18 protein-coding genes are annotated in these 21361 nt (G+C 63.9%); 9 read left to right on the forward strand and 9 right to left on the reverse strand.

Translation table 11 applies throughout. The features are described from left to right. Nucleotides 1-18: 18 nt before the first annotated feature. Both F0185_RS04790 and F0185_RS04795 read right to left on the reverse strand, forming a co-directional pair. Nucleotides 19-627: a TetR/AcrR family transcriptional regulator gene (locus F0185_RS04790; RefSeq protein WP_167222069.1), complete on the reverse strand. Its 609-nt coding sequence runs from the start codon at nt 625-627 to the stop codon at nt 19-21. 41 nt (nt 628-668) lie between these two features. Beyond that, nucleotides 669-1832 (reverse strand): tyrosine-type recombinase/integrase, encoded by a 1164-nt coding sequence (locus F0185_RS04795; protein ID WP_167222070.1) that lies wholly within the window; start codon nt 1830-1832, stop codon nt 669-671. Nucleotides 1833-2057: 225 nt separating this feature from the next. Between F0185_RS04795 and F0185_RS04800 the strand changes: the two genes are divergently transcribed. From F0185_RS04800 to nhaA, 9 genes are all read left to right on the forward strand, one after another. Further along, complete coding sequence (locus F0185_RS04800) at nt 2058-2303, forward strand: response regulator transcription factor (RefSeq protein ID WP_167222072.1); 246 nt, start codon at nt 2058-2060, stop codon at nt 2301-2303. Between the two features lie 29 nt (nt 2304-2332). Beyond that, the gene (locus tag F0185_RS35415; protein ID WP_223164447.1) at nt 2333-2503 is read left to right on the forward strand and encodes a LuxR C-terminal-related transcriptional regulator; all 171 of its coding nucleotides are present in this window, start codon (nt 2333-2335) and stop codon (nt 2501-2503) included. Nucleotides 2504-2757: 254 nt separating this feature from the next. Beyond that, on the forward strand, nt 2758-3462 hold the full coding sequence (locus tag F0185_RS04810) for a hypothetical protein (RefSeq protein ID WP_167222074.1): 705 nt from the start codon (nt 2758-2760) through the stop codon (nt 3460-3462). 124 nt (nt 3463-3586) lie between these two features. Next, complete coding sequence (locus F0185_RS04815; RefSeq protein ID WP_223164448.1) at nt 3587-4030, forward strand: lysozyme; 444 nt, start codon at nt 3587-3589, stop codon at nt 4028-4030. 332 nt (nt 4031-4362) lie between these two features. After that, entirely contained in the window at nt 4363-4512 is a 150-nt protein-coding gene (locus F0185_RS35420; protein WP_370663972.1) for a hypothetical protein, read from the forward strand. A gap of 55 nt (nt 4513-4567) precedes the next feature. Beyond that, a complete protein-coding gene (locus F0185_RS04825; protein WP_370663973.1) occupies nt 4568-5638 on the forward strand; it encodes an AI-2E family transporter in 1071 nt (356 codons plus the stop codon). 329 nt (nt 5639-5967) lie between these two features. Further along, nucleotides 5968-9201: a di-heme oxidoredictase family protein gene (locus tag F0185_RS04830; protein ID WP_167222076.1), complete on the forward strand. Its 3234-nt coding sequence runs from the start codon at nt 5968-5970 to the stop codon at nt 9199-9201. 152 nt (nt 9202-9353) lie between these two features. After that, nucleotides 9354-9848, forward strand: coding sequence for a hypothetical protein (locus F0185_RS04835; protein WP_167222078.1), 495 nt, complete (start codon nt 9354-9356; stop codon nt 9846-9848). Nucleotides 9849-9955: 107 nt separating this feature from the next. After that, nucleotides 9956-11200, forward strand: a complete 1245-nt coding sequence (gene nhaA / locus F0185_RS04840) for a Na+/H+ antiporter NhaA (protein WP_167222080.1) — start codon at nt 9956-9958, stop codon at nt 11198-11200. A 13-nt stretch (nt 11201-11213) separates the two neighbouring features. Here the strand turns inward: nhaA and F0185_RS04845 are convergent, their stop codons facing one another. Genes F0185_RS04845 through F0185_RS04875 form a run of 7 tightly spaced genes read right to left on the reverse strand, consistent with a single transcriptional unit; the run spans nt 11214 to nt 21326 of the window. After that, nucleotides 11214-16445 carry a DNA repair ATPase gene (locus tag F0185_RS04845; RefSeq protein WP_167222082.1) on the reverse strand — a complete coding sequence of 1744 codons (5232 nt, stop codon included), beginning with the start codon at nt 16443-16445 and terminating at the stop codon, nt 11214-11216. A 4-nt stretch (nt 16446-16449) separates the two neighbouring features. Then, a complete protein-coding gene (locus tag F0185_RS04850; protein WP_167222084.1) occupies nt 16450-16983 on the reverse strand; it encodes a zf-TFIIB domain-containing protein in 534 nt (177 codons plus the stop codon). 56 nt (nt 16984-17039) lie between these two features. Further along, nucleotides 17040-19112, reverse strand: coding sequence for a flotillin family protein (locus tag F0185_RS04855; protein ID WP_167222086.1), 2073 nt, complete (start codon nt 19110-19112; stop codon nt 17040-17042). Nucleotides 19113-19141: 29 nt separating this feature from the next. Further along, nucleotides 19142-19798: a ubiquinone biosynthesis protein gene (locus F0185_RS04860; protein WP_167222088.1), complete on the reverse strand. Its 657-nt coding sequence runs from the start codon at nt 19796-19798 to the stop codon at nt 19142-19144. Nucleotides 19799-19826: 28 nt separating this feature from the next. Continuing rightward, the gene (locus F0185_RS04865; RefSeq protein ID WP_167222090.1) at nt 19827-20177 is read right to left on the reverse strand and encodes a hypothetical protein; all 351 of its coding nucleotides are present in this window, start codon (nt 20175-20177) and stop codon (nt 19827-19829) included. Nucleotides 20178-20186: 9 nt separating this feature from the next. Further along, complete coding sequence (locus F0185_RS04870; protein ID WP_167222092.1) at nt 20187-20900, reverse strand: PspA/IM30 family protein; 714 nt, start codon at nt 20898-20900, stop codon at nt 20187-20189. A gap of 9 nt (nt 20901-20909) precedes the next feature. Beyond that, nucleotides 20910-21326, reverse strand: a complete 417-nt coding sequence (locus F0185_RS04875; RefSeq protein WP_167222094.1) for a DUF2170 family protein — start codon at nt 21324-21326, stop codon at nt 20910-20912. Between the last annotated feature and the right edge of the window lie 35 nt (nt 21327-21361).

A 21361-nucleotide genomic window follows, 5' to 3' on the forward strand; every position in this document is an offset into this window, starting at 1 on the left:
GCCCGGACGCGGGCCTGCTCAGTCCGCATCCGGGGAAAATTGTTTCATGGTGGCCGCACACAAGGCCGCCGACAGCTTGGGGTCGTCCACCGCGCGCGCCAGCATGGTGGTGCCGATCAGGGCGCAGACCATGGCCAGCGCCTGCTCGTGCGCGCGCGGCTGGCCCCAGTCGGGCATCTGGCGGGCGAACAGGTCGATCACTTCCTTGATGCGCAAGGTGGCGGCGCGCCGCACCTCGGGCGCCTGGCGCGGCATTTCGGAGCCCAGCGCGCACACCGGGCAGCCGTTCTCGATGGAGGCAATATGCTGCGGCGACAAATACGCATCCATCAGCGCCTGCAAGGCTTGCCCCTGGGGCGCCTCGGCGGCGATGCGCGCCACCAAGGCCACCGAGTCGGCGCCGGCGCGGTCGCCCGCCTCGGCCAGCAAGGCGTCGCGCGAGTCGAAGTGGGCATAGAAGCCGCCATGGGTCAGGCCGGCCTCTTTCATGATGTCGGCCACGCCGGTGCCGTCGTAGCCGCTGCGGCGGATGGCGCGCGAGGCTACCTCCACGATGCGTTCGTGGGTGGCCTCCTTGCGGCTGACGGCGGGACTCTTGGCGGGTTTCGATTTCATGACGATCATCATATATCATTTTGAATCGGGATGCACGCCGGCGCGTTAACTTTTTACGGGCCGCCCCTGCCGATCACCGAGGCGATGATTTCGTCGTGCCGCTCGTTATCGGTCTTGTGCAGGTAGGCCGCCGTGGTGGCGATGTTGGCGTGCCCGGCCGTGTCCTGCAGGGTTTTCAGCTGCACGCCATTGTTGGCGTGGTTGGTCAGCATGCTGTGACGCAGCCAGTGCGGCGAGGCCTGGCGCAGCACGGCGGCCGTTTCGGTATCGCCCTGGCCGGCCGCGGCGAAAGCGGCCGCCGCGAACACGGCTTTGAGCGCCTGGGCGGCGGCTTCGTCGGTGATGCGCGCGAGCGAATGGTTGCGACTCGACAGCACCAAGGGCGTGCGGTCGGTGCGCGAGGTCTGCGGCAGCAGGCCGAAGGCCTGGCGGTAGTCGCGCAAGGCGGCCAGCATTTCCGGCGGCACCGGCAGGCGGCGCGGCTTGTTGCCTTTGCCAATCACGTCAAGCCACCAGCGGCCGTTGCCCTCGGTATAGATCGCCCCCATGTTGGCGCTGACAATTTCGTTCAGGCGCGCGCCGGTGTGGGTGAACGCCACCAGCAAAAAGCGGTCGCGCGCGCGCCGCCGCAGTGCCGACGGCGTCTCGGCGGCGCGCGCCGAGACCGTGGCGAGCGCCAACCCGATGGCGTGCGGGGTCAGGTAGCGCGTGATGCGACTGGCCACCGGCGCCCGCACGTTTTTGACGAGGCGCGCCGGATTGCGCCGCATGTAGCCGGTCTGTTCGGCAAAGGCCAGCAAACCCTTGACGGCGATCATCGCCTGGCGCCGGCTGGCGTCCGACAGCGGCCCCGTGAACGGGCGGTAGCGCGGATCGGTGCGCGGCCACTTGGTGGTGGCGACCCAGTCGGGCGGCGGGTTCTTGAGGAATTCCTTGTACAGGTTCAGGTCGGCCACGCTGAGCTGGTGGAACGACCTGCCCGCTTCCTCGCGGCACCAGGTGAGAAAACGGAACAGTTCCTTTTGCGTATTGGCGATCGATTTTTCGCTCAGTTCGCCATGCGCGATGAACTCGCGGGCGATTTCGCTGTCGGTGCTGGCGTTCGTGATGGCGTCGTCGGCCACGTGGAAAATGCCGATGTCCGGGCGCTTGGTGTCGCTGGGAACGGGACCGCTGCGGGCTACCGGTTCCAGGTTGATCGGCGTAAATTTATGCATGCGGGAAGCCCGGAATACTGTGTTAACGTACAGTATAGCAGTTCGATCATCGCGCTGTTGCCGAGGTTCTCATCGAAGTGCCGACGGTTTTGGCCGTGTGCGTGGAATAGTCGGAAAAAACGTTGTCTTTTCACTACAAGAAGCGCTTGATGTACTTGTCAGCTAATACATGACAGGTGGAGGATGTTCCTTCCAGTCAGACGCCAAGCCACCCACGATCCCTGAATGACAAACCAAGTGAAGCGCGAACTCACCTTTCGCGAGCAAGAGATTCTGTTGTTAATCGGGCGCAGTTTCAATTCCAGATCCATCGCAGTCATGCTGGGCATTGCGTATTTCACGGTCAGGAAGCATCGGTCCAATATCCTCGTCAAACTCGACCTCCATGGCGCGGGGCGGATCGCCTGTTACGCGGCGGTAGCGGCAGGCGGTGCGCCGGACTCGAATTTTGCGCAGCATGGGCCACCTTAAGCAGGCGCCAGATCGACGTTGCGCTGAAGGTGTCCGCCGGGCTGACAAGCAAGCAAATCGCGCGCTTGCTGTTGGTCAGCTACCAAACCGTCGCAAAGCACCGCCAAGCCATCTTCAGGTTATTGGGAGTGCACTCGGTGGCCGAACTGGCCTTGGGCATCGCCGCAGCGGGACTTGGCGATACCCTATCGGAGTTATAGGCGCGCTCCGCTGCTCTCTGTAAGGTGGGCTTGTCGGCGGCAATCTTGCCCTCGACTGTGGTACGGCGAGAACGAATTCGTTAATAAGAATAGCGCATCCCGGAACCCCGGTGGATTCTTTTCAGTGAATTTAGTAGGTGTGCAGGAATTATTGTGATTTACAGCGAACGGAAGCGGATGCTTGCAAGGCGCCGCTTATGGAAGCTGGAAATTACGAGAACTTATACGCGCTTACTTGGTAATCGATGTGCCTCATGATTGATACCATTTACCAGGAGAATGCCGTGAGCTATGTTTTCTCAAGTGTGAGACCACCGCTGTTGCGCGATTACCCCGCTATTCTCAGCGTCCCGACAGTATTGCTGAAGGGCCAGACGTACACCGCGACCGATCAGCCAAATTCACCGACTGTCTACAACGACAGCCAGCACGATCACTGGCAGACCTATAACTCGTTCATCATCACCCGGTATCAGGTCTGGCGCTTGAATACGCCGCCGTACCATGCCGCGTCAAACGGTTCCCACTCGCATTCGGTCACCAGCGGGTATGACCAGAGCAAGATGACGAAGTTCGTGCAAACAATCTCTGTGACTGCCGGCGCTGCCGGATTCGGCATGTCGGCGTCGGTGACGGCGAGTCTGGAGCTGACAAGCGAGGAAACGCAAACCTGGTCAACCTCCACGACTAACGTCACGACATTGGATCTCAAAGCCGGAAACACGTACGACAGTTGGACGCTGTTCGACCACCTGGAAGTCGAGAGCCAGCAATGGTACCAATACGAGTACAAGGGTGCTTCTCCACCGGGATTTACCAGGAACGGAGATCCGCAAGTGACGGTCGTCGAGATCGCCATTCTTAATTACGACGATTCCGTTGCAGACCCCGATGCGCACTGCGTTCCAACGATTCAAGCCGTGCTGGCGCATACCCGTGGCGTCCTCCACCCCGCATGAGGCAAAATTGACCACGATACGATACGATGCGTGGTGCGGAGATGCTCGCCCGAACAGGGGCATCTCCGCTTAAATCCCGTTACCGCTGTTTGACCTGGCATTCCACACCACATGGGAGAAATATATGACACCAGAAATGCAATACAGTACAACTGGACTGGCGTTGACGGAACAATTTGAAGGTTGCAAGCTGACCGCCTACCGCGATTCCGGTGGCGTCTGGACCAATGGCTACGGCAATACCCACGGCGTTGTGCCGGGTTCCACCATCACACAGCAACAAGCCGTGGCGGACCTCCAGAAAAATATCCAGACCAGCGTCAACGACGTCAATCTGCTGGTGAGCGTCCAGCTGACGCAGGGCGAATTCGATGCGCTGGTCGATTTCGATTTCAATCTCGGGCGCGGCAATCTGCAGAAATCCACCCTGTTGACCGACTTGAACGCGGGCAATTTTGCCGCGGCTGCCGAACAGTTCGACAAATGGGACCGCTGCAACGGCACGGTCCTGGCTGGCTTGCTACGGCGCCGTGACGCCGAGACGAAGGAATTCAACGGCGCGAGCTGAACACAGACCGGCAGCGCTGAACGCCAAACCGGCCCCCTGAATCTCACCATCAACCGGGGCCGGCGCCGTCGCCGGCCGGCACGGGTCAATACGCGCCCCGCGAGTCGTCGTACCCTCCCTGCGGTCGCATGTGCCGTCCCCGGCATGCATTTGTGCATGCCGGGACGATTGAGAACTGTATAAGCGCACAGTATGGCGATGTGCCCGTCTTCCCCGTCACCGTGTTCGGCCTCATCCGCAGCGCGGCGGGAGGTATAATTTCACCCCATTCCGCCTGGCGGTCCAGAATCGGTTCCGACGTTTTACACACTTCATCACGACAGGCATACTTCATGGCATGGTTCTTTGACCCGACTATCCGGGTCGGCTCGCTGACACTGGTGGCACTTGAGATCGTGCCGGGCATCGACAATCTCATTCTTGATCGCCATCTCAAGACCCGCCCGACCGGTCTCTCGCCGGTCATGCCGCAGTGCCGGTGACGCGCCCTTGTTCGGACAGCGAGCCGCAAATCAAATGAAAAACGGAGTAGAAGGCGTGTCAAAATTTCCCGTCTTGCCGATCGTATTCGCGGCTGCGCTGGCTTTCCTGCTCCAGCACTTCCTTGGCTCCCTGGCATGGGCCGGACTGCTGGCGGTCATTACCTGGCCACTGCACGAGCGGCTGCTGCAAAGAGGCTGGTCCAGGGTTGCCAGCGCAAGCACGCTGGTCGCCGTGCTGGTGATCACGCTCGCGGGTCCATCCATCTTCCTGATCAATACGCTGAGCAATGAACTGGAAACCGTGGAACGCTTGCTCGGCGAGATCAACCAGACCGGTGTTGCGGCGCCGGAATGGCTGGCGCGCTTGCCGGTGGTCGCCGAACCGGCGATGAAGTGGTGGCAGGAAAACCTGGCCCAGCCGGGTGGACTGAGTTCCCTGATCCAGAGCACGGCGGGAGAATTCGTGCCCTTCCTGACGGGTACCGCCCGCACGCTGGGCGCCACCATCCTGACCAATGCCCTGTACCTGTTCCTGGCCATCCTGACCCTGTTCATCCTGTATCTGCATGGGCCGGCGGTCGCGCACTATGTCGACCACGCCGGCAACCGCCTGCTCCTGAAGCACTACGCGGCGTTGCGCCGCCTGCTGCCGCTCTCGGTGCGCGGCACCGCCCTCGGCCTATGTTCGGTCGCGTTGCTGGAAGGCCTGGTCCTGGGGCTGGCCTACGCGGTGGCGGGAGCGCCCGCCCCGGTCCTTCTCGGTGTGATCACCGGCTACCTGGCCCTGATTCCGGGTGGTGCGCCGCTGGCGTTCACCTCGGTCTCGCTGCTTCTACTGGGACAAGGCCATGCGGGCGCGGCGCTGGGCTTGTTTTGCTGGGGCGCCTTCGAGTTGTTTTTGGTCGATAAGTTCGTGCGCCCCAAACTCATCGGCAAGCGCGTCAACCTGCCCTTCCTGGCGGTGCTCTTCGGTTTGCTTGGCGGCGTCTCGACCATGGGCGTTCTCGGCCTGTTTATCGGCCCGTTCATGATGGCGGTGCTGTTCTGGTGGCTGCGCGGCGGAGAAACCGAGCCGGTACCGACGATCATCGTCGCCGGCCCGGAGCATTCCGCACCGCTCCCCTGATGCGAGGCATCGCCATCGCCAGCCGGCAATGGCTGGCTGCGGCCGAGGGCGCGCGCAATGCCGCCCGTTTTCCGTCTCCAGCGTAAATATCGGAGCGCCATTCGTCGCGCCTTCCCAACACTTCCTCGCAAAAAACCGCCAAAATGGATGGGAAGGTTTCCAGATTGTCATATGTGCATGTTATAAAGATGCAAATTGAATGCAGAGCAATCAGGAAACTGCACACCGTCAGGGTGGCCGCTCGCCCTGGACCAAACAAGAGAAGCATGCCGCCCGGCCCTGCGCCCGGCGGGATCACTTTTAATGAAGTCCGACCAAACGAGGTAAACATGAGGTACACAACATCGGGCGCGCGCCGGCACGGCGCGGCGCGGGGACCGTTGCGCAAGCTGTCAGTCCAGGGCCTTCCCCTCGCCCTGACACTGCTGCTGGCCGCTTGCGGCGGCAATGGCAACGGCGGCGGCGAGCCGGCTCCTGTGGGCCAGGGCGGCATGAGCGGCACATCGCGCCTGGTCGCGGCGGCGGCCGAAACCGCGCTCACCCCGGTCGGCGCCAGCGCCAGTTCGGCCGAGCGGCCCGACCTGGGCGGCGCGGCCGCCATCGACCACAACGACAAAACGCGTTGGGGCAGCGGATTTAACGATGGCGAATCGCTCACGCTCGACTTCGGCAAATCCGAACTGATCAGCCGGGTGCGGATCGACTGGGAAAACGCGCACGCCAGCCAATACCTCTTGCAAGTGTCGGACGACAACGCCAACTGGACCACCATCAAAACCGTGGACGACAGCCAGGGCGGCACCGAAGAGATCACCGGCCTGAACGGCAAAGGCCGCTATCTGCGCATGCAGGGCGTCAAGCGCTCGTCGCAGTACGGCTATTCGGTCTTCGAAATCCAGGCGTTTTCGGGCACGCCGGTGCCGACCACGCCCGTGCCCACCCCCGTGCCCGGCCCGGTCGACGCCAGCCAACCAGGGGTGGCCATCAAGCCGGTCGCGACCAGCTCGTCGGCGGTGGAAAACCAGGCCATGTCGGCCGCCATGACGGTCGATGGCAAACCTGCCACGCGCTGGGCCAGCAAGGCCGAAGACGGCGCCTGGATCGAGTTCGACTTCGGCGTCAAGACGCAAGTCGGCTACATGAAGCTGCTCTGGGAAAACGCCTACGGCAAGCAGTACGAACTGCGCGTGTCGGACGATGGCCAGAACTGGACCCAGGTGCGCAGCGTCAGCAACGGCCGCGGCGGCACCGAGGAATTCTTCAACCTGGGCGTCAACGCCCGCTTCATCCGCCTGCAGGGCGTGGCGCGCGCTACCCAGTACGGCTACTCGCTGTTCGAAGTCGACTTCAAGAGCCCCGGCAGCGACAACACCGTGCCGCCCGCCGTCACGTCGGCCCATCCCTTCCCCGCCAACGGCAGCGCGATGAGCCCCTTGCCGCAAGCGGCCGAAGCGCTCGAAACGTTGCAGTTCACCCTGCCCGACGGCACCCTGGTCACCCGCTTCGGCGCGCGCGGCCTGGCGCGCCACGGCCGCGAGCGTGGCGAGGAGTGGAACGAGGTCGGCGAAGGCCCGAACGAAACGATCGACCCGGCCACCGGCCTGGCCGTCAACAAAGGCCCGGGCAACTACCTCACCTTCGTGCCGCAATATTTCAAGAACCGCACCTGGGGCGTCGAAATCATCGACAACAGCCGCGTGGCCGGCGTCACCAAGCCGCAACTGATCGTCAACCAGTACACCCAGACCGACTTTTTGTCCGGCGGCATCGCCTTCTTCCGTGCCTTCGACCGTCCCGGCGTGACCGGCTACGGCTGGATGAATCCCGGCGAACTGGTCGACCGCAGCGTGGCGCAGTGCGCACCGATCGCCTACCCCGCCAACGGCAAGCTGACCAATGCCAACGGCATCAACGGCGCCTGCACCTTGCTGGTCAAGGGGTATCCGGGCCACGGCGGCATCGACGCCAACGGCATGCCGAACGGTAAGAGCGTGCCGGGACGCGCGCTGGTCGCCGGCGACATCATCGAGGTCTCGCCTTCTTTCTTCTCGACCAGGGAGGCCATGGCCGCCAAGGGCGATACCGGCGGCATCCGCTATTACTCGTACGAGTGGGTGTATGTGGTCGGGGCCGGCCTGAAACCGTGGTACGGCGTGCAGCCGCGCCTGAACTCGGTGCCGCTGCCGGAAGACACCCTGTCCGGCGGCCAGGGCTCGATTTCCTACAACTACACCGATAACGGCCTGTTCATGTTCCAGCAGCCGCACAACAACGTCGGCATGCAAAACATGCAGCGTTTTGTCGAGGGACGGCGCCTGGTGCACACCAGCTTCCTGACCGGCGAGCATAACGAGGGCGGCAACGACCGCTACGCAGCGGCGGTCGGCCTGCAAGGCCAGCGCTACAACCAGTCCGCCTGTATCGCCTGCCACGTCAACAACGGCCGCAGCCCCGCGCCCGCCGCGCTCGGCCAGCGCCTCGACAGCATGTCGGTCCGGGTTGCCAGCGTCGGCGCCAACGGCCAGCAAGTGCCGCATCCGCTGTACGGCACCGCAGTCCAGATGAACGCCGTTTCGCCGACCGGCAGCGCGCAGAACTGGGGCATGGGCGCGCGCGTCACCGGCTTCGAGACGCGCTCGGTCAAGCTGGCCGACGGCAGCACGGTCGAACTGCGCAAACCGACGCTCGGCTTCGAAGGCCCGGCGCCAGCCGCCTTCTCGCTGCGCGCGGCCCAGCCGATGATCGGCACCGGCTTGCTCGAAGCGATTCCGGAAGCCGATATCCTGGCGCGCGCCGCGCAAGCGGTCGATGCCGATGGCGTCAAGGGCACGGCCAATTTCGTGTTCGATCCGGAAAGCGGCGCGGTGCGCCTGGGCCGTTTCGGCTGGAAGGCCTCAAAAGCCACCCTGCGTCACCAGAGCGCCGACGCGCTGCTGCTCGACATGTCGGTCACCTCGCCGGTGTATCGCAACCGCAGCTGTGGCTTTGACCCGGCCGGTTGCGGATCGAAAGGCGCGCAAAAGGGCATTCTCGAGTCGGACCTGAAATCGATCACGCAGTACCTGGCCCTGGTCGGCGTGCCGGCCCAGCGCAGCGTTGCCAGCGGCTTTCCGAAGGGCGTGGCGCCGCTCGACGAGCACCGTGTCGACGCCCAGCAAGTGAGCGCCGGCGGCAAGCTGTTTACCGGCATGCGCTGCGCCGCCTGCCATACGGTGCAGATGAAGACCGGTGCCGGCCACCTGTTCGCCGAGCTGCGCAACCAGACCATCCGTCCGTACACCGACATGCTGCTGCATGACATGGGCGCCGGACTGGCCGACAAGTTTGCCGAGGGCCAGGCCAAGGGCAGTATGTGGCGTACCGCGCCGCTGTGGGGCATCGGGTACACCGACATGGTCATGGGCCAGGACGGCAAAGTCGGTTACCTGCACGATGGCCGCGCGCGCAACCTGACCGAGGCGATCTTGTGGCATGGCGGCGAAGCCGACAAGTCGCGCCAGCGTTTCGAAGCGCTGTCGGCGCAGGACCGCGCGGCGCTGCTGGCATTCCTCAAGTCGCTGTAATCGTTTAACAGCACAGGCAGTGGAAAGAGCGCCGGACGGGTCACTGTCCGGCGCTCTTTTTATGCGGGCGCGGGTCGATTAGAATCTGTCTCTGCGGCATTTTTACAGATGCTATCGACAAATCCGAACAATTTCATCGCGGGTAATCATCCATGAAGCCGGTTTACTTCAACTATGTGACGTGCGTCATGGCGTTTCTGGCGCTCGGGCTGTATGACGTGAAGGACAACTTCAAGGGACTGTTCAGTGGCATGGCGTTGATGTTGCTGCTATTGGGCGCGGTTGTCGGGTCGGCGTTAAGAGGTCGATTCTTCGCCAGCTGGAAGCTGTTTTTCACCGGGCTGTTCGGGTTTTTATTGAGTACGTTCGTCGGCTCGATGTTCAATCCCGGCGTTCAACGCGCGGCATCGGAAGTGGCTGCGGCTGTTTACGACTACAAAAAGCACACCGGGGTCTTTCCGGAGTCCTTGATGCAAGTGGCTACGGCTGACAATATCGCCGCTATTTCCCGGAAAAGAATCAAGTACGGCTCCCGCGTTCATTACCTGCGCACGGCGGAAGGCTTCTATTTGAGTTACGACACTTACCCATTCAACAGCCAGGCTTGGGACATGGAAAAGAAGGCGTTTGTCGAAATGATGGATTGACCAGCCGGGCGAGCGCCGGAATAGGATATACTTCGCATTGGGTGCCCACACGTCCGTGTGGCAGGTGTTTGCGATGGTCGGGCCGCCACGCAGCTTTCTTGCGGCCTATGAACCCACTTTCCTCCCCTACTGTTTCCAAAACCCTCTCCAAAAGTTTCAAGGAGTTCTTTGCTTCGAGCAAAGCCGGGGGCATTGTCCTCATCTTTTGCACGCTGGTGTCGCTCGTGCTGGCCAATTCCGCTGTCGGCGCCGACTACCTGGCTTTCTGGCACCTCAAGCTGGCCGGAATGAGCGTCGAGCACTGGATTAACGATGCCCTCATGGCGATCTTTTTCCTGCTGATCGGCCTGGAACTGGAACGCGAACTGTACAACGGCGAACTGTCCAACTTCAAGAATGCGCTGCTGCCGATCGTGGCGGCGGTGGGCGGCATTTGCGTGCCGGCGCTGATCCATTTTGGCTTGAATAACGGTTCGCCCACCCAGGCCGGCATCGGCATTCCGATGGCGACCGATATCGCCTTCGCCCTCGGCGTGCTGGCCCTGCTGGGCAGCCGCGTACCGGCCTCGCTCAAGATTTTCCTGACCGCGCTGGCCGTCATGGACGACCTGGGCGCGATTATCGTGATCGCCGTGTTTTATACCGCCCAGTTGTCGGTGCCGTATCTGCTGGGGGCCGTCGCCATGTTCGGCCTGCTGCTGTTCATGAACCGCTTTTTGCGCGTCATGGCGCTGGCGCCTTACCTGCTCGGCGGCGCCATCATGTGGTTCCTGATGCTCAAATCAGGCGTGCATGCGACCATTGCCGGCGTGCTGCTGGCGTTCGCCATTCCGTTCTCCGCCAAGCAGGACGACCAGGATTCGCCATCGCACCGGCTCGAACACATCCTGCACAAGCCGGTTGCCTTCATCATCCTGCCGATTTTTGCGCTGGCCAATACCGGCATCATCATCGCGTCGGGCTGGACCGGCGATCTTGCATCGGCCAACAGCCTGGGCATCCTGGCCGGCCTGGTCATCGGCAAGCCACTCGGCATTACCTTGTTCTGCCTGGCGGCGGTCACCCTGGGCATTTGCCGGCTTCCGCTGGACCTTGCCTGGCGCCATGTGTTCGGCGCGGGATTGTTGGGCGGGATCGGATTTACCATGTCGATTTTTATCACCAACCTGGCCTTCGTCGGGCAGGCCGAGGTGGTCAATGCGTCGAAGATGGCGATTTTGCTCGCGTCGCTGGTGGCCGGCGTGATCGGTTTTACGTGGCTGAAGATCTTCGGCAAGCCCCAGGCGGGCGACAGCGACCCGGATACGCTCGACTTCGAGGATGGCCAACCCGCGTCACCCGCGAAGGGGTGACGCGTCCCTGGCCTTACGGCGGGTTCCCCTCCGGCGGGAACAGCCGGGCCAGGCGTTTTTCGATCTCCTTGATGTCGGCGCCGGTCTCGCGCACATTGTCCCAGATGCTGTGGTCGAGCCGCATCTTGTGGTTCATGGAACTAATCAAGGGTAACAGCGCCTGCTCGTAGCTGTCCGCCAGGCGCAGCACGGCCGCTTGCAGGCTGGCCTGTTCCGGCACGGTGACATGCACCGCCGGCGCCATGTGCTGGCCCAGCGCGGCGATCTGCTTGCCGATCTCGGACAGGGTATTGGCCACGCGGGTGGCGCCATCGGCGTCGGCCCCGCCCTGCTTGCGCAGGCGCACGAAATCGGCGACCAGGGCGGCCCAGCGCGCTTGCTCGGCCTCGCTCGGCTGCCCCAGCAGGTGCGCCAGCTTGAGCAGGTTTTCCTCGGCCCCGGTGGTCAAGGTCTGCGCTTCGCCGCGATAATGGTCGCGCAGCAAGGCGTCAAGCTCGGCATCGTTCATCAGCGCCGACACCTTGGGCGTGAGTTTGCTCATGTTGCGGTAGCTACCCTGCAACTTGAACGGCGGCTCGGTGCGGTAGGCATCGTCCTGCGCGGCCGAGGCAATGTACGCCATGTTCACGCCCAGCAGCGCGTCGCGCACCTTGAACAGGCGCTGCAGCACCTTGACGATCTCGGCCACCTCGGCGCTGGTGTACGGGTGCGCCAGTTCGCCGCTTCCCAGCGCTTCGCCCTGCGCCATGCGGATCAGGCGCACCACATCCTGCGGATCGCGCATCGCCAGCACTTGCAGTTCCGGATGCGAGACCAGCGCGTTTTCGATGTACGACATGGCGAACACGTCTTCACGCCCGCTGAGCACGTCGCCGAGATTGTAGATGTCGGCCCGGTTGGCCAGCATGTCGGGAATTTTGAACACGTCGCCCGATTCGGTGTACGGATTGCCGGCCATGACGATGGCAAAGCGCTTGCCGCGCAGGTCGTAGCTGCGGCTGCCACCTTGCCACACGCCCTCGACGCGGCGGGTGCCGTCGGCCAGGCCGATGAACTTTTGCAAAAACTCCGGGTTGGTGTGCTGGATGTCGTCCAGGTACAGCATCACGTTATTGCCCATTGCCAGGCCCAGGTTCAGCTTTTCGAGCTCGGCTTTGGCCGCGCTGTTCGCGGCCTGGGACAGGTCGAGCGAGGTGATGGCGTGGCCCAGCACCGGGCAATTGATGCGCACGAAAATCATGCCGAGGCGGTCGGCCAGGTATTCCATCAGGGTCGTCTTGCCGTATCCCGGCGGCGAAATGAGCAGCAGCATGCCCATCGAATCGGTACGGCGGGCGTCGCCGGCCGCGCCGATCTGCTTGGCCAGGTTGTCGCCCACCAGCGGCAGGTAGACGTCGTCGATCAGGCGGTTGCGCACGAAACTCGACAGCGGCTTGGCCTGGAACTGCTCCAGCCGCAGGCGCCGTTTTTCTTCCTGCACCAGGCTCTGGCGCAATTGCTGCAACTGCTCGCAGGCCGGCACGATCACGTCGGCGTGCCAGGCCAGGCGCCGCAAGAAGTCGTTCAGCTGGAGCGTCATGGCTTGCTCCTTGACCCGCGCATGTTCGCCCAGCAAGCCGTCGACCCGCGCGGCAAGGTCGGCCTGCTGGAGTTGGCGCGGCATGCCGCACAAGAGACCGGCCGCCGCTTCCGGCAATAATGCCAGGTCATGTTGCTCCTGCTGCATGAAGGCATGCAGCCATTCGGTCGCCAGTTGCCAGCGGGTATGCCAGCCGAGCGTGGTGTCCAGCCACGGCAGCGCGATGGCGTGCCGCTCCAGGTGTTGCCGCAATCTGTGCGCCAGCTCCGACCCGGCGCGGCTGGCCACCCATTCATGCGGGGCGGCGTGGTGCGTATCGGCGGCCTGGGAGCCGAGTTCGGCCAGCAGGTAGGCGGCGCTCTGGTCGAGCAGGCTGTCGACGGTTTCGGTGGCGCTGTCGAGCCAGGGGGCGATGTCGAGCGCGTGCTGCGTCAAAAACGCGCGCAGGTCGTTGCCGAATTGATCCTTCACTTGCTTGCCCATGCGCTCGCTACCGAACTGGATGCGCATCAGCTCGGCTTGTCCGGCCTGGCGCCGCGCCGCCTGGGCCGTGGCGTGCAGGTCGGGGGTGTCTTCCAGGTGTTGCCAGTAGATCAGGGCGACGGCGCGCGCCAGGGGGCTGTAACGCAGCAGCCTGGCGTCTTCCAGCATCGGCAGCAACTTGCGCAAGATCAGGCCGGCGTCGTGATCGTGGATGCCTTTCTGGTATCCCTCGTGGAAGCGCGGCGCGGCGAAGCGGCGCACGGCGTCGTCCAGCGCCGGGTCGGCCGCATCGCGCGCGGCCTGCACCAGTGCGCCCCATGTCATGCCGGGTGCGCCCTGCTGCGCAGCCAGCACGACCTGCCAGGCCAGGTATTCGGCGCGGTACACCTGCGTGCTTTCGGAGATGGTCTCGAAACCCCAGTACGCTTGCAGGGCATCGAGACGGGCGTCGGCCAGCGGCGCGAAGTAATCGGTGCCGGCCAGGTGGTAGGCCGGCCGCCCTTCATGCGTGACCAGGGCCAGATCGAGCGCTTGCTGGTTGACGGTGAAGGCGTGCTTGCCCAGGCGGATGGTGTTGCCGGTGACCAGTTCGTTGCGGTCGCGCAGGGAACGCTGGCCCTGCTCGCGCAGGGCCTTCAATTGCCCGGCCAGGTCGTCGGCGCCGACCGCGCCGCCCAGTTTGCGCAGGTCGGCGATGCTGCTGCGCAGCTTGCCCAGCAAGGCGTCGGACGCGAAGTAAGCTTCCAGCTGGGCCGCGTCGTTCAGTTGCGCCAGGCGCTTCGGCACACCGGCCAGGATGCGCCGCGCCGCTTCGACGATGGCTTGCACGCGCCGGCCGCGCTGGTCCAGCAAGGCTTGCTTGCGCCCTTCAAACGCTTCGTACACGGCTTCGCGCTTGTGGCCGATTTCGGCAAGGTAATCTTCTTGCTCGGCGAAGCGGGCTTCCAGGTCTTCCAGCTGGGCCAGCAGGCGGGTCAGCAGTTCGTCGCAGCGCTCGGGCGAGTCGCTCTGCTCGAGCGCGCTTTCGACCGACTGCCCGAACAGCTGGAACTGGGCGGCGAATTCGGCCGCCGATTCACCCTGCGAGAGCTGCTTGCGGTGCTGGCGCGCCTGGGCGCGCAGCTTGTTGACATCGGCGTAGATGGTCGAGATGGTGTTGAGGATGCGTGTGCGCAAGGTGGCGTCGCCCACCGCCAGCGTCCCCAGCAGTTCGGTCAGGCCGTCCAGGCGCGCGGCGTTCTGGTCGAGCGTGTCGTTCAGCGGGGCCAGCGCGGCCGTGGTGTGCATCTCCGGCAGCTGGGCGCGCTGCTTCGCCAGTTCCTCGGTGAAGCGGGCAAAGGCATCCTCGCGCGCCAGGAAGGTGACGGTATTGCCGGCCACGCGCGCTTCTTCGGCCGCCAGTTCGGCGTCGAGCGCGCCCAGTTGCGCCACGTCCATGTAGCGCTGTTCCTTCAGGCTGGCCAGGCGCCCGCGCGCCAGCCGGATCGCGTCGAGCGCGTCGATGAAGTCGGCGGGCGACTGCCACAGGCGGCTGGCGGTATCGGTCAGCAACTGGCGCTGCGCCAGCGCGGCCTGGGCCAGGGTGTCGGCGGCGGCGCGCCGCACGGCGGCGGCCTTGTCGAATTCGTCGAGGGTGGCGCCGGCCACGCTGATCATGGCGTGCACTTCGCTGCCGGCGTCATGCGCCTCCGGCGTGCCCAGCCAGTGGAACGCATCGGCGATGCGGCGGCACTGGCGCAGCAGCGCTTCGAACACGAAGCGGCCGGGCAACTGGTCGCGCGGGGCGTCGGCCTGCTCGCGCACGGCGCGCGCCACCGAGAGCAGCTCCGACAGGCCGCGCACCAGCTCGCGGTTGCCGATCTTGCCGAGGTAGCTCTGGCGCGGCGCCTGCAGCGCGGCATGGTCGTCGCTCACGAAGGCGGTCTGCCACAGTTGCATGGCGTGGTTGCGGGGCGGTTCCTCGCTTTCGGCGGAGAACAGCAGCATGGCGCCGTCGGGATAATGGGCGTAGCCGTGCGCAATGAGCGGCTGGGCCAAGGTCTTGCTGATCATATTGTAGGTGAGCAAGACGTAGACGCCCTGCTCCACCCCGTAAAACACGTACAGCACGTCCTCGCCATTGGGCGAGATCACGCGCCGCTTGAATTGCAGGTCTTGCGGCATGTCGGCGAAGATCTTGGCTTCGCCGCTTTGCAGGATGTAGCCTTCGGGGAACACGATGCCGTGGTCTTCGGGCAGCTGGACGCAAGACGCGCCGACCGCGTCGACCCGGGTCACCTGCGCCGTGCGGCGGTTGAAGACCAGGTAGCGGAACACCGATTCGCGGTAGGGCTTGATGCGCAGCAGGATCAGCTCGCCCACGGCGGCGTAGGCGATGTCGCCATCGTTGAGCGACTGGTTGCGGTCCTCGACCGGCTCGGCGTAGATCCCCAGGCCGGTTTCGGTATTGTTTTCGATCTTGACCGTCAGGTCGCCGCCCACCGTTTCGACGAACAGGGTGTCGAGGATGTTGATGTGCGGATGCTTGCCCAGCACGTGCTGCTCGCGCGTGGTCTGGGTCCACTCGAAATCGTGGGTCGGCGGCAGTGCAATGTCGCGCTCGCCGCGGTTGTCGATGTAGGTGGCCTGGCCGCCGGCTTCCAGTTGCCAGCGGAATACGCGCACATCGCTGATACGCTCGCCGATCTTGAAGGCGGCCAACACCTTGCCCTGATGCACGCGCAACTGCACCAGCTGGGCGTTCTTGTAGTAGCTGTACAGCTCGCGAAATTCGGCCAGGAAGCGCGGCTGGTCGAGGAAGGTGTTTGCCAGCGCGAGCGGTTCGAGCTCGGCGTCGTCGCCGTCGGCGCGCAGGCGGTACAGGGCGAACACGTCCGCGACCTGGGTTTCCTGGCGCAAGCCCATGAACACCTTGTAGCCGAACAGCAGCACGTCGCCCACCAATACCAGGTCGCGCGCGACGCAGTTGTTGTCGGTGCGGGCGCGGGTGCGCGCGCGCAGCAGCATTTCCTGGCGGCCGAATTCGGCCAGGCGCGATTCGTTGAGCTGGGCCGCCTTCGCTTGCAGGGCCTTGCCATGCTCGCCCAGGCGGGCGCGCAGCAGGTCGAAACTGCTCGATTCGAGCGCATTGTCGGAGGGATTGCCGGAATCGGCCGGCGCCGGTGCTGCGTGTGCGTCGGTCATTGACTTAATCCGCTTTGGCGTTGAGGAATGCAATCATTTCGGACTGGTTCGGCTGGGCCGCCAGCCAGTTGCGCATTTGCGCCAGTTGTTCGTAGGTGGCGTCGCCGAAGCGCAGGCGCATGGCTTTCTCGGCGCGCTCGCGCGAGGCGGCGTGCTTGAGGTCGTTCTGCCAGCGCTCGGAGACGATGGCGTCGAGCTGGTCGTGCAAGCCCATGTCGAGCAGGCGCTCCCACTCGCCCTTGTCGAGCCAGACCGCCTGCGCCATGGCGCTGTAGTCGAGGCGCAGGGGATTGTCGTTGCTCACTTTGATGCGGGTCATCAGGCGCCCGGTGGTGGCGCATACGCGCACCGGTTCGTTGACCTGGGAAATGTCGCCGGCGTACTCGGGCGCGGCGACCTCGGGCCGGCTCTTGCGCCAGGTCCGGTAGCGCTCAAGCTCGACCCAGGCGCCGTGGCAGTCGGCGCAACGCTCGGCCGGCAGGCCGCCTTCGATCTTCACGGGCGCAAAATGGTGGCTGCCGCATGCTGGACAAATCATGATGTCTCCTGAAAATGGTGAGTTGGGGCGGGGTGCGCCCCGCCCTGGTGCTTGGTTCAGTTGGCGCGCGGGGCGTCCAGCGCCGGCTTGAAGGTCGCCAGCAAGCTTTGCAGCGCTTGTTGCTGCTGCGCCGTGCCGTCGCTGCTGATCTTGGCCAGCAGGGCCGAGACGGTCAGGTTCTGCAATTCGCCCGAGGAGCTGCCCAGCGCGCCGATCAGGCCGCGGATATCGCCCACCATGTCGCGCTCGCCGCTGAGGTGGTCCTTCAGGCCCACTTGCAGGGTGCGGCTCTTCTCGACGGTGGCGTCGATGCCCTTGCCGATCGAGAGCGCCTTGACGAAGCGGTCGAAATAGTCGCCTTCGCCGCCGACGATGTCGATGCGTGCGTTCTGCAGCGCCTTGCCCAGCACTTCGGCCTGGTCCTTGGCGATCAGGGTTTGCGCATCGATGCCCTTGTTGATCTGCTGGTTGGTGATTTCGAGCTGCATGCGGAACTCTTCGTGCGCCCGGGTTTCTTCGCTCATGGCCGACATGGCTTCGAATTTCAGCGCCAGGCCCTTCGATTCGGCTTCGAAACGCGCCTGGATGACTTGCGCCTCGGCGTCGCCATGGGTGGCGGTGGCGGCGGCGTCGGCGCTCTTGACGGCCGCTTGGGCCAGGCCCATCTGCTCGACCCCGGCCGCTTCGGCATGCATGCGCAGGCGCGTCGATTCGGCTTCGGCGGCGCCCTGCTTGAGGATCGCTTCGGACGAGGCGATCATCACCCTGGCGCTGGCCAGGCCCGGTGCGGCCAGTTCGGCTTCCTTGCCTTCGGCTTCGCGCTTTTGCGACTCGGCGTGGCGCTCGGCCACTTTGAGGGCGGCGTCGGCGGCGGTCAGGTCTTGCACGGCGCGGTGCTTGGCCGAGCGTTCCGCCGCTTCGGCCGCCTTGACCGTCATGACCAGTTTTTCCTCGGCGGCGGCTTCGGCCGCAATGACGACCGACTTCTTATGGCGGTCCGCCTCGGCAATGGCGCGCACATCCTTGATCGCTTCTTCCTGCTCGGCCACGGTGCGTTCGACCACGATGCGCTCACGCACCACGTCGGCGATGGCTTTCTTCTGGATTTCGATGGCTTTTTCCTTCTCGATGGTCTGCAGCGCGACTTCTTTTTCGCGGTCGACGACTTCGAGCTGGCGGGCGCGGGTGACGCGCTCTTCTTCGATCGCCACGGCGCGCTTGCGGTTGTTTTCGGCCACTTCCTTTTCGCGCGTGGTGTTTTCCTGCTGCACCATCACCGTTTGCTCGGACTGCAGGCGCGCCAGTTCGGACTTGGTAAATTCTTCCGACTGGATTTTTTGCGTTTCGGCCTGTTCGCGCGCCCGCACCGAGCTCACTTCACGACCCTGGCGCGATTCGGCGTCGGCCTGCTGGCGTTCGAGTTCGAGGATCGCTTCGCGGGTTTCCACGTTTTTCTTCTTGATGCGCATCTCTTCGTCGCGCTTAAGCTCGTTCGTGCGGATGTTTTCGATGGCGGTCAGCTCGGTGATCTTCTTGATGCCCTGGGCGTCGAGGATGTTATGGCCGTCGAGCTTGTCGAGCGGGGTTTGCTCGATGTAGTCGATGGCGGCGTCTTCCAGCACATAACCGGACAAGTCGTCGCCGATCTGGCGGATGATATCGTCGCGAAAACGGTCGCGCGCCTGGTACAGATCGACGAAGTCCATCGCCTTGCCGACCGTCTTGAGCGCTTCGGCGAACTTGGCGGCGAACAGGTTTTCCAGGGTTTGCTGGTTCGATGCGCGCACGCAGCCGACCGCCTGGGCCACTTTCAGCACATCCTGGGTGGTCTTGTTGACGCGCAGGAAGAAGGTGACTTTGATGTCGGCGCGGATATTATCCTGGCAAATCAGGCCGTCCTTGCCGTGGCGATTGATTTCAATCGTCTTCAGCGAAATTTCCATCATCTCTTTTTTGTGGATGACCGGATAAACCATGCCGCCGGTGAAGGTGACTTCGGGCTCGGCGCGCAGCGTATTGATGATCATGACGTGGCCCTGCTCGACCTTGTAGTAAAACTTCGAGAACAGCGCAAAACAGCCCAGAACGATGACGGTGATGATACCGATCGAGAGCAACAGAATGTCCATGATTTCTTTCAGGTTCTAATGATTGGTCGTTAAAAAACGGCGGGGGCTGCTTGTACTTCGTACTGCTGGGTGGCCGGGTCGTAGGCGACGATGATGGCTTTGGCGCCCTTGGCCAGCGCATTCGGCACGGCGGCCCAGACCCGGATATTGATGCTCACGCCGTGGGCGTCGACATCGGCGCGCCCGAAACCCCGGTCCACGCTTTGGGTGGTGATGCGGCAGTCCTGGCCCACCAGGCTTTCGTTGGTGCGCGCGGCGTGCTTGACGAACAGCGCGCGCAAGGGTTGCAGCACGCGCGCGGCGACCGGAATCGACAAGCCGCCGGAAAACAGCAGCACGGCGCAGCCGGCCAGCATGCGCAAGGTCTCGGTCGGCAGCCAGGTCAGCGCGTATTGATGCAGCAAGGCGGTCGAGAGCCAGGTGCAGAACACCAGCACGCTGGCCGCCACCGACAGCGGCACCCCGCCCAGGCCGAGCGCGACCACGTATCCGGCCAGGGTGTGCAGGTCGGGCAAGTCGTGCAGGTCGTGCGCGCCGTGGCCATGGGCGACGTCGGTGTGCAAGTGGACCGAGTCGCCCACGTCGACCAGGCCGATGATCGACATCACCCAGTACACCAGCAGCACGGCCAGCAGCACCGTGGGGATGGAGGTCGGAAAACTGCTCAAAAGCTGCCAGAGAGTCATGCCAGGCGTTCCTTCTTATCGAGGTTATTCATGGTGATGAGGGTGGGTCGCCGTCAGGCGCTTGTTGTTGTCTGGCAAAGTTTATCAGAGCCTCGTGCAACGATTCCTTGATTTTCCGCTTGTCGTCCACGGCCAGGCCGAAGCGCTCGGCCAGGATGTCGTAATCGGCGTCGCTGAGCGAGACGGTCAGGCGCGGTCGCACCGGTTTGCTGGTGCATGGCAAGCCAAGGATGGTGCGGATCTGGTCCGACGGCGACAGCTGGTTCTTGAACGCGGCGTAACGCACCGCGTCGATCACCTGCTTCTCGACGTCAAAAGCGACCTGGAGCGAGCGCAAGGCGGCGTCCGATCCGGTCCAGCGCGGGGAACTGCGTACCATCGCGCCTCCTCAAGCCGGCTTGTCGCCGCCGACGTCGGCGGCGCGCTGGCGCAGGCGCGCCATTACCTCGGCCGTGCGGTTCGAGGTCGCGCCGATGCCGGCCGCGGCTAGCTTGCGTTCGAGCGCCTTGTCGCCGAATTCGCCGTCGAGCGCGTCGGCCGCCTGCATGCGGTCGGCGGTGTCCTGGTGGCGCTGCTTGATGCGTTCGAGCGACTCTTTCGCGCTCATCAGCTTCGAGCCGCCGCTGCCCATGCTGTTCGAAATGGTGGCCGTGGCGCGGTACACGCTCTCGGTGGTCTTGGCCATCGCCAGTTCGCGCTCATGGTCGCGCAGGACCGCTTCGGCGCCGCGGATCAAGTCTTTCAGGCGCGCGATGTGGCCGGCCAGGTCGTCGCGCACGGTTGTTTGCGCGGCCAGGGCGGTTTCGATGTCGGCCACCTTGCCGGCCACTTCCTCGGCCAGCGCGGACTGGTTTTTCTGCAGCGCTTCCAGGGCCAGCCCTTCGTAGCGCTGCATCTCGCGTTGCAGGCGCTCGATCTCGCGCGTGGCCTGCATTTCCTTGGCCATGACAGCGGTCAGGTCCTGGCGCGCGGTGGCCACGTGGGCCTTGGCCTCGATGATTTCCTGCTCGTAGATGCGGTTGGCGTTGCTATCGACGATGCTCTGGCCGATCGAATGCACGTCGCCGCGCAGCATGGTGAGGATTTTTGAAAAGACAGCCATGATGGACTCCTATTTTAAGAATTCAGAAAAGACGTCGAGGGCTTCAAACGCGTTGTCGGCGACCATCGCCACATCCGTTGCAATACTGTCGGCGCTGGCGTCGTGCGCCAGCGAACCGAAAATGACATAGTGTTCGCCGACCCGTCCGAAGTTCGACAGCGGAATGGCCATGTTCAGGTCCATCATCGCTTCGAGCATCTCGTAGCGGCGTTCGGGGCGGATTTCGGCTTCGGTCCACAGGTAGCAGATGCACAGCACCTGGCTGGGGGTGGCGGTGATAAATACCGGCAACTCTTCCAGCCCTTCGATCGTCATGCGCATGACGGGCACGCCATCGGCCTGGTCCGGCGGCAGCAGGTTGCTGCTGACCCCGACCGAGCCGGGTCTGCGCAGCAGGGCCTGCTCAATTTCAAGCATCTGTTTCATTGCCATTTCCATCGTTTTGCTCCTTGCACGGTGCG

Source organism: Massilia rubra (assembly GCF_011682065.1).
GTDB classification, from domain to species: Bacteria; Pseudomonadota; Gammaproteobacteria; order Burkholderiales; family Burkholderiaceae_D; genus Telluria_A; species Telluria_A rubra.

Bases quoted from the DNA above. Each gene is read 5' to 3' on its own strand.
- F0185_RS04845 (WP_167222082.1), bottom strand. From the start codon at position 16,445: ATGACCGACGCACACGCAGCACCGGCGCCGGCCGATTCCGGCAATCCC.
- F0185_RS04830 (WP_167222076.1), top strand. From the start codon at position 5,968: ATGAGGTACACAACATCGGGCGCGCGCCGGCACGGCGCGGCGCGGGGA.
- F0185_RS04870 (WP_167222092.1), bottom strand. From the start codon at position 20,900: ATGGCTGTCTTTTCAAAAATCCTCACCATGCTGCGCGGCGACGTGCAT.
- F0185_RS04790 (WP_167222069.1), bottom strand. From the start codon at position 627: ATGATGATCGTCATGAAATCGAAACCCGCCAAGAGTCCCGCCGTCAGC.
- F0185_RS04835 (WP_167222078.1), top strand. From the start codon at position 9,354: ATGAAGCCGGTTTACTTCAACTATGTGACGTGCGTCATGGCGTTTCTG.
- F0185_RS04810 (WP_167222074.1), top strand. From the start codon at position 2,758: ATGATTGATACCATTTACCAGGAGAATGCCGTGAGCTATGTTTTCTCA.
- F0185_RS04865 (WP_167222090.1), bottom strand. From the start codon at position 20,177: ATGGTACGCAGTTCCCCGCGCTGGACCGGATCGGACGCCGCCTTGCGC.
- F0185_RS04815 (WP_223164448.1), top strand. From the start codon at position 3,587: ATGACACCAGAAATGCAATACAGTACAACTGGACTGGCGTTGACGGAA.
- F0185_RS35420 (WP_370663972.1), top strand. From the start codon at position 4,363: ATGGCATGGTTCTTTGACCCGACTATCCGGGTCGGCTCGCTGACACTG.
- nhaA (WP_167222080.1), top strand. From the start codon at position 9,956: ATGAACCCACTTTCCTCCCCTACTGTTTCCAAAACCCTCTCCAAAAGT.
- F0185_RS04875 (WP_167222094.1), bottom strand. From the start codon at position 21,326: ATGAAACAGATGCTTGAAATTGAGCAGGCCCTGCTGCGCAGACCCGGC.
- F0185_RS04795 (WP_167222070.1), bottom strand. From the start codon at position 1,832: ATGCATAAATTTACGCCGATCAACCTGGAACCGGTAGCCCGCAGCGGT.
- F0185_RS04850 (WP_167222084.1), bottom strand. From the start codon at position 16,983: ATGATTTGTCCAGCATGCGGCAGCCACCATTTTGCGCCCGTGAAGATC.
- F0185_RS04855 (WP_167222086.1), bottom strand. From the start codon at position 19,112: ATGGACATTCTGTTGCTCTCGATCGGTATCATCACCGTCATCGTTCTG.
- F0185_RS04860 (WP_167222088.1), bottom strand. From the start codon at position 19,798: ATGACTCTCTGGCAGCTTTTGAGCAGTTTTCCGACCTCCATCCCCACG.
- F0185_RS04800 (WP_167222072.1), top strand. From the start codon at position 2,058: ATGACAAACCAAGTGAAGCGCGAACTCACCTTTCGCGAGCAAGAGATT.